We start from the raw sequence: 14179 nt of genomic DNA, 5'->3' as shown, positions 1-14179 counted from the left end.
AACACCTCACGACTTTACCGAGTCCAAGTATCCCTGCAAAATAAATACTGCAGCAATTTTATCGATATATTTTTTGCGGTCCTCTCGTCTGATATTGCTTTCGATCAGGGTACGTTCCGCTTCCATTGTTGTAAGTCTTTCGTCCCACATCTGCACTTCCAGACCTGTCCGTCTTTTTAACATCTCTGCGAATTCCATTGACTTCTCAGCTCTGATTCCAATGTCATTGTTCATATGCTTTGGCAACCCGATGACGATCTTCTCCACTTGATACTCTTCGATCAGAGCCTCAATTCTTGCACAGGTCTTACGCAGCTTGTTCTCATCTTTGCGTGTAATTGTCTCAATTCCCTGCGCAGTAATGCCAAGTGGATCGCTGATTGCAACGCCCACCGTCTTCGAGCCGTAATCCAGTCCCATTATTCTCATAGATATTATACCCACTTGTTGTGCTCAATATACGTCTTGAGCATCTCTTCCACCAGTTCGTCCCGCTCCATCTTCATGATCAGGCTTCTGGCTCCGTTATAACTTGTAATATAAGTCGGATCTCCTGACATAATATATCCAACGATCTGGTTGACCGGATTGTATCCCTTCTCAACCAATGCCCGATAGACAATTTCCAGAATATCTTTTGCCTGAATCTGCGGGCCGCTTTCTACCTGGAAAAACTGTGTACTGCTTAAATCTTTCATATACTCACGTCCTTCAAAAATACTTTTCATTTTATTCTAACTTATTAACACCGAAAATTCAATGTATTATTTGCAAACGGCTCTCAATTTCTACATTTATGAGCTGATTTGCCAGATTTTTTTCTGTTTTATATCCAATTTTTACATATTCCTTCGTATGCCCGATCTGCCAGATTCCGTCTTCTCTCTCTATAGCTTCTTCCATCAGCACTTCCTGTGTAGTTCCGATCAGTTCTTCCTCAAAGCGGCTCTGTTTCTCTTCACTTAATGCAATCAGTACTTTGCTTCGCTCTGCCTTGATCTGCTCCGGTACCTGATTCGGCATAACGGCAGCTTTTGTACCTTCTCTTCTAGAATATTTAAAAATATGTGTCTCATAGAAATCCATGCTGTCTACAAACGCCCTGGACTCTTCAAATTCTTCCGGTGTCTCTCCCGGAAATCCAGTGATCACATCGGTTGTAAGTGCCGGATGTGCAAAATATTTGCGCAGGAGCTGACATTTTGCAGCATATTCTTCTGCCGTATATCTACGATTCATTCTGCGAAGTGTCGCATTACATCCGCTTTGCAGAGACAGGTGAAAATGTGGGCACACCTTCGGCAGTGCGGAAATCGTCCGGACAAACTCTTCCGTGATAATCCCCGGTTCCAGTGAGCCAAGACGGATACGGTGGATTCCATCCACTTCGTGTACAGCCAGAATAAGAGAAAGCAGGCTATCCTCTATATCTACTCCGTAAGAGCTCAGATGGATTCCGGTCAGTACGACTTCCTTATAACCATTTGTAGCAAGTGTCTTTACTTCCTCGATCACATCTTCTTTGGCACGGCTTCGCACTCTTCCTCTTGCATACGGAATAATACAGTAAGAGCAGAACTGATTACATCCGTCCTGTACTTTGATATACGCTCTTGTATGCTCTCCTGTACGGCTCAGATGAAGATTCTCATACTCCTTTGTATGTCCGATATCAATAAGATCGGTTGTTCTTTCTCTCTCCTCTTCGTACTGTTTGAGGATCTCCACAATATCTTTCTTTTTATTATTACCAATCACAATATCAATGCAATCGTCCACTTCCTGATTCTCAGTCTGCACATAACAGCCGGTTGCCACTACGATTGCATCCGGATTCATCTTTCTTGCCTTGTGCAGCATCTGTCTGGACTTACGGTCCGCAATGTTTGTAACTGTACATGTATTGACTACATAAACATCTGCACCTTCTTTGAACGGCACGATCTCATAACCGTTTTTTTCCAGAAGCTCCTGCATGGCTTCTGTTTCATATGCATTTACTTTACATCCAAGATTATGCAATGCTGCTTTCTTCATAATTTTCTTTTTTCCTCTCTTTACAAATTATTCCTTGACTTTTTGACTACAAAAAACTAAGATAAACGTGTAGAAAAAAATGAAACCAAGGAGGTATATTCAATGAAAACAGTTAAAATTTCTTTGAATTCCATTGACAAAGTAAAATCTTTCGTAAATGAAATCACAAAATATGATTATGATTTTGATTTAGTATCCGGCAGATACGTGATCGATGCCAAATCCATCATGGGTATCTTCAGTCTGGATTTATCTAAGAGCATTGACCTCAACATCCATGCTGATGACAGCGAGATTGACAAGATCCTCGAAACATTAAAACCATACATCGTAGAGTAATTATTTTTAACCTTTAAAAGAATGTGCCGGAGCACATTCTTTTTTGTTTTACGGTGTTACTTCAATCACTTCTACTGTATCGATTGCTTCCTGAACCATAGCATCGATCTTCTCAGCCAGTTTCTCCTCTGATCTGCGAATCACTTCTATATTCGGCTTTGTAACCGGATGTTTAGCCACAAAAATCGTACAGCAGTCTTCGTACGGCTGAATCGATGTCTCATAAGTTTCGATCTTCTCTGAAATATCTACAATCTCCTGTTTGTCAAATCCAATGACCGGACGATATACCGGAAGTGTGCATACATCATTTGTCGCTGCAAGGCTATGCATTGTCTGACTTGCGACCTGACCAATGCTCTCTCCTGTGATCATTCCAAGACATCCGTCTGCTTTTGCAAAATGTTCTGCGATCCGCATCATATAACGACGCATAATGATCGTCAGCTCATCATGCGGACACTGATCATAAATATAGAGCTGGATATCTGTAAAGTTTACCACATGAAGCTTGATCGGTCCGGAATATCTTGCTACAATCTTTGCAAGGTCTACAACCTTCTGCTTTGCACGTTCACTTGTATACGGTGGTGCATGGAAATAAGTTGCTTCCAGTCCAACTCCACGTTTGGAGATCATATAACCGGCAACCGGGCTGTCAATGCCGCCTGACAGAAGAAGCATGGCACTTCCATTTGTTCCAACCGGCATTCCGCCTGCTCCCGGAATGATCTGTGAATACACATAAATCTCATTACGTACTTCAACATGCAGCATCACATCTGGTTTGTGCACATCTACATGTGTCTCCGGGAATGCATCCAGAATTGCCTCTCCCAGATCACAGTTGATCTCCATGGAAGTCTTCGGGTAAGATTTTCTCGCTCTTCTTGCTTCCACTTTGAAAGAAAGCTTCTTATCCGGATATACTTCATCCATATATGCAACGACATCTTTTTTCAACTGGTCAAAGCCCTGATCTTCCATCCGGACAACCGGACAGATACCTACCAGTCCGAACACTCTTTTTAAATGCTCTACTGTATCGTCATAATCATATTCACCTTCACAGTCCACATAAATACGTGCCTGTGATTTATAAACAGTGAAAGTTCCTTCTACATCTTTTAAAGCGTAACGCACCTGTCTTACAAGTGCATCTTCAAAAAGATAACGGTTCTTTCCTTTAATTCCAATCTCTCCATATTTTAACAAAAAAGTATGAAATCTCATCTTATGTCTCCTTTTCGCTTCCGGACCGGTTAGTGTCTGGTATATTTTCTAAGCACCGGTACTATATTATAAAGGGTATCCAAAGTATAGTCAATCTCTTCTGATGTAGTAAATTCCGACATACTGAAGCGAAGTGTGGCATCTAAAAATTCCTGCCCTGCTCCGATTCCTTTTAACACGCCGCTCACCTGCGGATGGTTGGAAGCGCAGGCAGATCCGGAGGATACATAGATTCCCTTTTCCTCCAGTGCATGCAGGAGCACTTCGCTTCGGATACCTGCAAATCCGACACTGATAATATGCGGCGCACTCGTCTCATCATAGAGCCCATGGATCGTCGTATTTTCAATCCTGGCAATTCCTTCGATGAAATGCTCTTTCAGCTTACGCATCTTCTGCACTTTTTCATCCAGATCCTCGTAAATTGTCTTCGCTGCAAGAGACAGTCCTGCAATACCCGGAACGTTTTCCGTACCGGAGCGGATATTCTTCTGCTGTTCTCCTCCAAACAGAATTGGTTTGATCTTCACTTTGCTGTCAATATACAGCACTCCCGTTCCTTTCGGTCCATGAATCTTATGACCGCTGATGGAGCAGAGATCTACACCCAGTTTCTTCGGATGGATCCTGTATTTGCCAAATCCCTGTACTGCATCTACATGAAACAGAATATTTTTATTATATGCTTTCACAATACTTGCCGCTTCTGCGACCGGCTGTACAGAACCAACTTCATTATTTACATACATCACAGACACCAGTATCGTTTCATCACAGAGTGCCTCCTTCAATGCCTCTAACTGCACTCTTCCATAACGGTCAACCGGAAGAAATGTAACCCGGAATCCCTGTTCTTCCAGATAGCGCATCGTATTGATGATCGCAGGATGTTCAATTCCTGTCGTGATCAGATGATTACCTGCGCGTCTGTTTGCCATTGCTGTTCCGATCAGCGCTAGATTATCACTCTCTGTTCCTCCAGATGTGAAAAATATTTCTTTTTCCTGTACTTTTAAAAGTCTGGCAAATGTCTCTTTTGCATCTTTTATATATTGTTCTGCTTCAACGCCTTTTCTGTGCAGAGAAGATGGATTGCCATAATCTTCGCACATCACATGCGCAACCAGTTTTCCGACACTGTCGTAAGCTCTGGTTGTTGCTGAATTGTCCAGATAAACTTCTTTCATGTTCTTCTCTCCTGCTTATTTTCACTATTAGCTTATGTATCATTCTTCCAAATGGAACATAAGTACCGACAACGTTGTAAGTCCCGCTGTCTCCGTTCTTAAAATCCTCTTTCCCAGTGTGATCGTATGTGCGCCTGCCGCCAGTGCCTGTTCGATCTCTGCTTCTTCAAATCCGCCTTCCGGTCCGATAAATATCCCAACGCTCTGCCCCGGCCATATTTTCTCAAGAAGTGTTTTTGTTTCTTTCATACCTTCTGCACATTCATACGGTACGAGAATGATATCCAGCTGCTTTGCCTGTTCCAGTGCTTCTTTAAACGTACACACCGGTATAACTTCCGGGATTACACTCCGGCCGGACTGCTTTGCCGCACTTCTGGAAATTTCCTGCCATCGTTCCTGCTTCTTTGCTGCCTTTTTCGCATCCAATTTTACAACGCAGCGCTTCATGGAAACCGGAACAATCTGATAAGCTCCAAGTTCTACCGACTTCTGCACGATCCACTCCATCTTTTCCTGCTTTGGCAGTCCCTGGAACAGATAAATTCTGGATGGAAGTTCTGTACTGCTCTCTTCCTGCGATTCTATTTTAAGTACGGCCTCCTTATCTTCATAAGAATCAATCACACACTGGTATGTCTTTCCGGCTCCGTCACTGACTGTCACACGTTCCCCCACATGCATACGCAGAACGTTCTTCATATGATTCACATCCGAACCATTCAGACGTATCCACTCACCTTCTGCCTGGGACGGTTCAATAAAAAAATGCTGCATCTTTTTTTCTCCTGTCTGAGCTGCCTGTTTTTATTTATGCATTTTTACGTGCGACAACAGAAACCCATTCCCCCTGGTGGTTCACTTCCAGGACTTCCAGTCCTGCCGCCTTTACAGCCTCTGTTACAACTGTTTCTTTATCCTCAATGATACCACTTGTAATATATACAGCTCCCGGTTTCATCTGGTGTACGATTACCGGAGTCAGTGGCTCCAGAACATCCGCAAGGATGTTAGCAAGTACAATGTCGTATTTTTCATATCCGACAGCATCCTGCACGTCTTTATCATCAATAATATTACCGATCATAACTTCATATTGATCTTTTGCTATACCGTTTACTTCCATATTTTCATGGGTGGCATCAAGCGCACACGGATCAAGATCTGTTCCGATGGAATGTCCTGCACCAAACTTCAGTGCAAGCATACCCAGGATACCACTTCCGCATCCTACATCCAGAACAAGATCTCCATTTTTTACATATTTTCTCAGCGCACGGATACAAAGTTGTGTTGTTTCATGCATTCCTGTACCAAAAGCTGTACCCGGATCAATGTGGATCACCAGTTTATCACTGTCTTCTGCTTTTACATCTTCCCAGGATGGAATTACAAGGATATCATCAATATAGAACTGATGGAAATACTGTTTCCAGTTATTTACCCAGTCCACATCTTCTGTCTCGGATTCCTCAATCGTTGCATCTCCTACATCTACATATGCACGCATCTGTTCCATTTCTTCCCTTACCTGTGCAAGGATCGTTCCTGCATCCAGATCCGGGTCAAGATAAAATGTGAGATAGGCAACTCCGTCATCTTCCGGAATATCTGGTAATATATCCACAAACATCTGCTCTTTGTCCTGCTGTGTAAGCGGGATCTTATCTTCAATCTGCACGCCTTCGATTCCAAGATCCGCCAGCATGCTGCTAACAATATCTTCTGCTTCAGTTGTTGTTTTTAATCGGAATTGATTCCATTTCATGATTTTCTCTCCTTCATACAATATATCATCCGTTATATTAACATTGCTCAAAAGCTCCAGCTCTTCCAAACCCAGGAACAGCCAGAGCTTCACAATTAATCAAGGTCAATGAAATCCACCTTAAAGGTATCATCATCTTCCATATGCCCTCTCTTCTTTTTCGGTGTCTCTCCGAGAAGATCATCTAAATCATCAATCGTAAGTTCTTCTCTTGGAGTATATCCGGCAAATACATTTTTATCCAGATTGCCGTAATCATCCTCTTCATAAGTAATCTCTCCGAATTCGTCTTCGTCATAAGCATCGTATTCGTCTTCAAAATCATCTTCGTCATAAGCATCTTCATACGCGTCTTCTGCATCATATGCATCATAATCATCTTCTACATATGCTTCTTCAAATGCATCTCCATCATCTACATTATCAAAATCTTCTCCGTCGTAAGTTTCAAAATCATCTTCATCTGATTGTTTTTTCTTACCAAAACGAGATTCTTTTTTATTCTTCTTTTCTTTTTTGTTTTTTACCGGTACCGGCTCTTCTTCCACATCAATACCGTACTCATCATAAAGCTCATCTAACTCTGCGTTACGGTTATGCAGTTTGATACCAAGAATAATAAGGATCAGTAAAAGAACAATTGCTCCGATTCCTCCTGCAAGAATAATCATCTGTAAATGATCATTTACAAATGCCGGAAGCTTGTTGGAAGTAGTTTTACTGGATGTATCTGTCTTAGAAGTCTCAGACGGATCATCCATTCTCTGGTAAGTATTCTCCTGGGAATCATACTGATAATATCCGGTCTCGCCTTTGTTATTCATTGCATACAGGACATAATAATCTGTACTGTCACTATTCTGCCATACCGGAAATTCTTTATCATTTAAAGTCAGCTTTGCTTCCTGATAATTCGATGGAAGCTTTACTTTGGACGTATCGCTCAGCACAACAATAGATGTACTGTCAGAAATACTGACTTCCTCATATGGAGAAAAAGTTGCATCTTCTTCATTATACATGAAAAAGTCACCTTTTTTATCACTGTCCATCAAATAACCAAGTGTAATGCCACTGTCTTCATTCTTCACCATCTGACGGTCTTCTCCGTCCAGTGAAACAGTCACTCTGGAATATCCCGTCGGAACATCATTATCTGAAAATTCATCTGTCAGCGTATAAGACTTTCCATTTACTTTTACAGTCTTATCTGCTGCATTTCCAGCTTTGCTGCTCTTGGAATCACTTTTTATCTTGGATGGATCACCCGCTGCAATCTTAACTGTTGAATTTCCCTGATCCAGTGTCAGTGTCGTACCGACATCGGACGCAATCGTTGCGCCGGAAACTTCAACCTTGGTGCTTCCTTCTTTTAACGCCTGAAACTTCATTGTAAAAGAAGTTTCTGTAGAGCCGCCGGTTCCTGTATAAGTCAGTGCTCCGCCATTTTCCTTCACACCATCTCCAGATTCAAATTTCAATGAAGCCGTATCATAGCTCAACTTCACTTCCATATTTCCAAGGCTTGAACTTGTGGAGCGTACTACACATTTCACTTCTACTTCATCACCAACTGCTGTGCTTGGATCTGTAAAAGAGATTCTTCCATCTGCTGCATGTGCAACGAAAGAAAAACAAGACACGCACAGACAGAGAGTCAATAAAGCTGCACTGAGTTTCTTAAATGCTTTCATGTTCTTTCTATTCCTCCTAAATCAACTTTTATTCTGTCCCGCCACCAGTTGTATTATTATTACTTTTACTATTTCCGGAGTCACTGGTTGAGTTTGTAATCACCGGTTTATTACTGTTATTGTTATTGTTATTGTTACTATTACTGTTATTATCTGTATTCGTCTCTTCTTCTGTATTCATATTCGCCGGACGTACAACATTCGTCAGATTGGAAATCTCTGTTGAAATCATCTGCACTGTAGAAGATACCGTTTTTGTCTCGTTCGGGTACAGGAACTTATGCAATTCTTCTACATTCTCAGCCAGTCCAAGCGGTACAACAACATCTCCTGCAGTCCTGTAGATAATTCCATCCGTCTTCTCAAACGGGAAGCCCTGACTGTCACCCAGCTTATAACTTGAGGCACTCGCCGCAAGCGAAAGTACTTCTTTCAGCGAAAAACTCGTAGATACCTGCGGAAATATCTTATCCACAATCTTATTAAGTGTACCAATGTCTGCTTTAATACCTTTCTCGTACAACTTCTTAATCACAAGACGCTGTCTCTCTGTACGCTTGTAATCTCCGCCTTCCAGCTTACGAAGTCTTGCATATGTTACAGCCTGCGGTCCATCCAGTGTATAGACACCACCGCCATTTAACTTATGCGCCTTCTTCTTGGATGCTTTTGCTGTCTCACCGACATACTTATTCAGCATCTTCGCTTCCGGATCGGTTACCTGTATCTTAATTCCGCCAAGCATATCTACCACATCAGACATTGCTTTGAAATCGACGGTTGCATAATCCTGAATATCCAGGTCCAGATTCTTGTTCAGCATGTTGATTGCTGCTTTCGGACCGCCTGAAAAATATGCATGATTCGCTTTATTATAGGTATTATCATCCTGCTGCAGAAGCGTATCTCGGTAAATGGACGCCATACGGATCACACCTTCTTTGTGGTCAAGCGCTACAACTATGATCGTATCCGTGCGCGTACCGGCTTCCAGTTCTCCTTCTCTGGAGTCGCCTCCGAATAACGCTACTGTTGTATATCCTTCCTTCTTCACTCCGGAATTGATTTTAATATCATCTGAGTTAATCTCTACACGCTGGAACTTGTCATACTTCGCCATGACAAAAGCTGTTGCGGACAATGCCAGCAATATGATCACTTCGATTGCCAGTACGATTGCACGCCTTCTTCTTCTGTTCCTTCGCTTTTTTCTGGCCTTGGCAGCCTGCACTGCTTTAAGGTTTCTCTGATTCCTCTTCTTTGCCATATCAAGCCTCACTTTTCTTTTTATACAAAATACTACAATATATTACTATATTTTTGCAAAAAGTGCAACCTAAATTAACTCTTCTTTCGTAACCCGAAGAGCTTCTGCTACGACATGGTGCATATCCATGTATTTATATGTTCCAAGTCTTCCTCCAAAAATGACTTTCTTTTCTTCCTTTGCAAGTTTCTCATAAGAATGATACAGCATATTATTCTTCTCATTATTTACCGGATAGTAAGGCTCATCACCTTTCTTCCATGCTGCAGGATATTCTCTAGAGATGACCGTCTTATCCTGTGTGCCAAACTCGAAATGCTTGTGTTCAATGATTCTTGTGTACGGTACTTCGTATTCCGTATAATTTACAACTGCATTTCCCTGATAATTCGGCTGATCCAGTACTTCCGTTTCAAAAGAAACACTGCGGTACTCCAGTTCTCCGAACTGATATCCATAATATGCATCGATCGGGCCGGTATATACTACTTTCTCTGCAAGTGCATCCAGTTCGTCTTTGTGTTCCAGGTAATCCACACCAAGTCTTACTTCTGCCTTTGCAAGCATCTTCTCGATCATAGCTGTATATCCACCAATCGGGATTCCCTGATAAATATCATTAAAATAATTATTATCATAAATATACCGCACCGGCAGACGTTTAATAATCTCCGGTGGAAGCTCTGTTGCGCGATGCCCCCACTGCTTCTCTGTATATCCTTTGATCAGTTTCTCATAAATATCTTTTCCGACCAGGTTGAGTGCCTGTTCTTCCAAATTCGCCGGATGCTCTGTGCGATAAGCTGCTGCCTGTTCTTCAATCTTCGCTTTTGCCTCTGCCGGTGTCACAACACCCCACAGTTTATTGAATGTGTTCATATTAAATGGAAGATTATAGATTTCTCCTTTATAATTCGCTACCGGACTGTTCGTATAACGGTTGAACTCTGCAAACTGCTGTACATACTCCCAGACTTCTCTGTTGCTTGTATGGAAAATGTGTGCTCCATACTGGTGAACCTGAATTCCTTCAACTTCTTTTGTATAAATATTTCCACCAATATGATCTCTTTTCTCCACTACCAGACATTGTTTTCCTTTTTTTCCCGCTTCATACGCGAAAATAGATCCGAATAAACCAGATCCGACAATTAAATAATCATACATCATTTTTCCACCCGTTTTTCTACACTTTTTTGTGTTTATTCTAACAAAAAAAGGATGTACATGTCAATTATGTACACCCTTTCCTTATTATTTTACTTATTCTGCTTCGTTTTCACTGCTTCCGCCTCCGGTATTGCCATCTCCGGATTCACTGCTTCCGCCTCCGGATTCACTGCTTCCATCTCCGGTATTACTTCCAGAGTTTCCACCTGTACTGCCTCCGGTATTTCCACCTGTGCTGCCTCCGGTATTTCCACCTGTGCTGCCTCCGGTATTTCCAGAATGATTTCCCGAATTGTTATTCTTATTGCTGTTGTTATTTTTATTACTGTTTGTACCGCTGTTTCCGTTGTTACGATTACTGTTCGTATTATTATGGTAACTGCTGTTGTTATTCTTATAAGACCTTGTCGGTGTATACTTATTCGACTCCTGTGCCTTATCTTCCGGCGCTGTCTTATATGTCTTACTGTTCAACGTCGAACTGCTTTCTGCCTGTCTCTGTCCGACTCTTGCAACAACTGCATTGCTGATTGTCTTCACTTCACTGGATGTTTTGTAATTTTCATCATCATACAGAAACTTATGCAGTTCTTTTACATTGTTGTCCAGTTTTACCGGAATAACGATACTTCCCAGTCCGGAAATCGTATCTGTCGTTTTTTCAAACGGGAATCCGGATGAGGCACCGATCTTATACTTTGTAAAATCTTTCGCATAAGAGAGGATCTCTGCTGCTGAAAAGTTTGTCTTAATTGTCGGAAGTAATTTATCAATGATCTTGTTGATCGTAGCAAAATCTGATTTCTGTGCCTTCTCAACGATCTTCTGGATAACGAGACGCTGTCTCTCCGTTCGTGTGAAATCCCCGCCCGCTGTTGAACGGATACGTGCATAGGTTGTCGCCTGCACGCCATTGAGATGCTGTTTTCCAGGCTTGGTAACTTTCTTTGCCTTTTTCTTTGCAACTCTGGCTGTCTCACCAACAAACTTATTCAGATACTGGATCTCTTCTTTTTTCACATTTATATCCAGACCACCAAGTAAGTCTATCGTTTCTGAAATAGCTGCAAAATCCACAGTTGCAAACTTTTCAATATCCAGATCCAGATTCTTATTCAGCATATTGATTGCCTGTGTCGGACCACCGAAACTATATGCTGCATTACATTTTTGCAGGTGTCCGTCTTTGATGTCCAGAAGAGTATCTCTGTAAACACTGGACATACGTACTTCTTTTGTCTTATTATTCAGACTTGCTACAATAATACAGTCTGTTCTGGTTCCTTTTTCCAGCTCACCGCTTCTGGAATCGATTCCGAAAAGTGCTACATTCGTATAACCTTCCCCGGTCTCTTCTGCTTCTTTGTTCACCTGAATATCTGCCGCATCGATTTCCTCCGTGTCAAGTTTGCCAAGCTTGGCTGCCACAAATATCACGCCGCTTGCCGCAAGACAAAGCACCAAACTTCCCATACAGAGTGCAATCTTCTTTCCTATGCTTAGACGCGAGAACCAGTTTCCTGCTCTTCTTCTGCGTCTTCTGCGCCTCTTTCCTGCCATGTTGTACCCCATTTCTTCTTAAATTTATCTTGTCATGCCATTCTTCGGATTCGAGTAAAATCCATAAACCTTTTTCGTCCCGTTCTTCTGATATGCACGTATTTTATACTTGTACTTTGTACGCTTTTTCAGTCCTTTATCCGTATAAGAAACAGTTTTTGGATTCGTGAGCGTTTTTATCTTTTTATACGCTTTCTTCTTCGTATTATAGCGGACAATCTCATACCCATCCACACCGATAATCTGTTTCCAGCTTAGTTTTATTTTACTTTTTGAAACAGCCTGTGTCTTAAGAGATGGAAAACCAATGCGTGCTCCCGCACCGGTCTTTATGTAGCTTTTCATTACATATCCCGTCTTCTTCGTTCCGTTCAGCTTCGCTGTAACTTTATACCAACCGCCGCGTGCTCCTGTTACCGATACTGTTTTTCCTCTTGTAAGAGTTCCCTGGCTCTTATAAGAAGTAGATGGTCCTTTGCGGAAATTCACACTTGAAACGCTGACTCTTCCTGTCTCTGCTTTCTTCGTTACCGCTTTTGCTTCTGTATACCCGCTGTATCCTTTTACGCCACTTACCGATTTATATGCACGAATCCGGTATGTATAGGTCTTAGAAGCATCCAGATCCGCATCTGTATAAGATAACGTCTTCGGACTTGTAACGGTCTTTATCGTAGTATAAGACTTCTTCACAGAATCATAACGCTGTATAATATATCCGCTTGCGTCTGCTGCCTGTTCCCAGCCAAGTGAAATCCGATTCAGTGCTGTTCCTTTTGCTGAAAGTGCGGTGCCGTCAATTCCGGTTACACCTGTAGCTGCCGGTGTGAAAGGACTGTAATCTTCCCCTGCATCTTCCTCTAAAAATGCACGCACTTTATAAGTTCCCGCTTCGCCTTTTCCAAGTCCGGTATCTGTATAAGTTGTTGCATCCGCATCTTCGATCGTTGCAATCTTTACGTATTTATCTGCTGTATTTTTCTTGAAAACTTCATAGCCGGATGCATGCTCGATCGGATCCCACTGCATCGTAATACTGTCCTGTGTTGTCTTTTTTATCTTCAAAGTTTCCTGCTGTTTTACATAACGGAAATTCATATCTACATTCTTATCATTGATTCCGCTTATTCTTCCAGTCGGGCTATACTGCCAGTATTCGTATGTTCTTCCATAAGTAACTTTCGTATTATACTGTGCCAGCCAGATCTTATATTTACCATCGATCTGATCTGCATACATATCATTTGTCAGCATCGAACGATTCGCATAAACCATCGGTGTGTAGCCTTTGGATGCAACTCTTGCGCAAAACGCATTGCAGATCTTCGTCTTCTTCGCTCTGCTGAGTTTCGCAGTTGCCAGTCTTCCCAGCGTCGGCGTTACATATTCGTAATCCAGGACAATCGGAAGCTTTAATTTGTATTTGCTGACTTTTGAAATAATATAATCCGCTTCTTCTCTCGCTTCTTTCTCTGTGATCGCCTGTGAGAAAATATAAGCGCCAACCGGGATGCCCGCATTGATCGCTGCCGGAATATAATTATCTACCTGCTTGTCCGGATATAATTTTCCTTCTCCGTAAGAGCGGTATCCCGCACGGATGATCGCAAACTGCACACCGGCAGCCTTTACTTTCTTCCAATCAATATTCCCCTGATGATAAGATACATCAATTCCGGTCTGGATCTCATATCCGTCTTTAAACTTAGACGCATGCTGATATTTCGAATTGTTGATCACTGCTCTTGCTTTTGCCGAAGCAGGTGTATCATAAAATTCCGGTGCAATCTTTCCGTTCAGACGGTAATCTCCCGGGTCACCATCTTCAGGTATCTCTGCGGCTTTTGTACAAAACGGAAGCATGGAAATACTTACACACATTGTCAGAAGCGCCGCCAGTATTCTTGTTCTCTTTTTCATTCTG

At 42.0% G+C, this 14179-nt stretch carries 13 protein-coding genes; 1 reads left to right on the top strand and 12 read right to left on the bottom strand.

All coding sequences use genetic code 11. The annotated features are described in order from the left end of the window. Positions 1 to 6 precede the first annotated feature (6 nt). Genes ruvX through mtaB form a run of 3 tightly spaced genes read right to left on the bottom strand, consistent with a single transcriptional unit; the run spans position 7 to position 2037 of the window. A complete protein-coding gene (gene ruvX, locus DW125_RS10960; protein WP_117538144.1) occupies positions 7 to 429 on the bottom strand; it encodes a Holliday junction resolvase RuvX in 423 nt (140 codons plus the stop codon). 5 nt (positions 430 to 434) lie between these two features. Beyond that, positions 435 to 698 carry an IreB family regulatory phosphoprotein gene (locus DW125_RS10955; protein WP_021861610.1) on the bottom strand — a complete coding sequence of 88 codons (264 nt, stop codon included), beginning with the start codon at positions 696 to 698 and terminating at the stop codon, positions 435 to 437. A 58-nt stretch (positions 699 to 756) separates the two neighbouring features. Further along, entirely contained in the window at positions 757 to 2037 is a 1281-nt protein-coding gene (gene mtaB, locus DW125_RS10950) for a tRNA (N(6)-L-threonylcarbamoyladenosine(37)-C(2))-methylthiotransferase MtaB (RefSeq protein WP_117538143.1), read from the bottom strand. Between the two features lie 102 nt (positions 2038 to 2139). On the opposite strand from mtaB, the gene DW125_RS10945 reads away from it, so the two are divergent. After that, a complete protein-coding gene (locus DW125_RS10945) occupies positions 2140 to 2376 on the top strand; it encodes an HPr family phosphocarrier protein (RefSeq protein ID WP_021861612.1) in 237 nt (78 codons plus the stop codon). Between the two features lie 48 nt (positions 2377 to 2424). On the opposite strand, the gene thiI is transcribed toward DW125_RS10945, so the two are convergent. The 9 genes from thiI to DW125_RS10900 form a co-directional block, all read right to left on the bottom strand. Beyond that, positions 2425 to 3609, bottom strand: a complete 1185-nt coding sequence (thiI, locus tag DW125_RS10940) for a tRNA uracil 4-sulfurtransferase ThiI (RefSeq protein WP_117538142.1) — start codon at positions 3607 to 3609, stop codon at positions 2425 to 2427. 29 nt (positions 3610 to 3638) lie between these two features. Then, entirely contained in the window at positions 3639 to 4796 is a 1158-nt protein-coding gene (locus DW125_RS10935; protein WP_117538141.1) for a cysteine desulfurase family protein, read from the bottom strand. 39 nt (positions 4797 to 4835) lie between these two features. Continuing rightward, positions 4836 to 5573, bottom strand: coding sequence for a 16S rRNA (uracil(1498)-N(3))-methyltransferase (locus DW125_RS10930; protein WP_117538140.1), 738 nt, complete (start codon positions 5571 to 5573; stop codon positions 4836 to 4838). A gap of 34 nt (positions 5574 to 5607) precedes the next feature. After that, a complete protein-coding gene (gene prmA / locus DW125_RS10925) occupies positions 5608 to 6564 on the bottom strand; it encodes a 50S ribosomal protein L11 methyltransferase (protein ID WP_117538187.1) in 957 nt (318 codons plus the stop codon). Positions 6565 to 6659: 95 nt separating this feature from the next. Then, positions 6660 to 8258 (bottom strand): cohesin domain-containing protein, encoded by a 1599-nt coding sequence (locus tag DW125_RS10920; RefSeq protein ID WP_117538139.1) that lies wholly within the window; start codon positions 8256 to 8258, stop codon positions 6660 to 6662. A gap of 28 nt (positions 8259 to 8286) precedes the next feature. Next, positions 8287 to 9525, bottom strand: a complete 1239-nt coding sequence (locus DW125_RS10915) for an LCP family protein (protein ID WP_199537837.1) — start codon at positions 9523 to 9525, stop codon at positions 8287 to 8289. Positions 9526 to 9594: 69 nt separating this feature from the next. Further along, positions 9595 to 10692: a UDP-galactopyranose mutase gene (glf, locus tag DW125_RS10910; protein ID WP_117538138.1), complete on the bottom strand. Its 1098-nt coding sequence runs from the start codon at positions 10690 to 10692 to the stop codon at positions 9595 to 9597. Positions 10693 to 10788: 96 nt separating this feature from the next. Next, positions 10789 to 12255 carry an LCP family protein gene (locus tag DW125_RS10905; RefSeq protein WP_117538137.1) on the bottom strand — a complete coding sequence of 489 codons (1467 nt, stop codon included), beginning with the start codon at positions 12253 to 12255 and terminating at the stop codon, positions 10789 to 10791. Between the two features lie 24 nt (positions 12256 to 12279). Then, the gene (locus tag DW125_RS10900; RefSeq protein WP_117538136.1) at positions 12280 to 14175 is read right to left on the bottom strand and encodes a GH25 family lysozyme; all 1896 of its coding nucleotides are present in this window, start codon (positions 14173 to 14175) and stop codon (positions 12280 to 12282) included. Positions 14176 to 14179: the final 4 nt, after the last annotated feature.

It is taken from the genome of Dorea sp. AM10-31, assembly GCF_003435815.1.
Classification (GTDB): Bacteria; Bacillota; Clostridia; order Lachnospirales; family Lachnospiraceae; genus Dorea_D; species Dorea_D hominis.
This window is presented reverse-complemented; position numbering and strand designations above follow the sequence as displayed.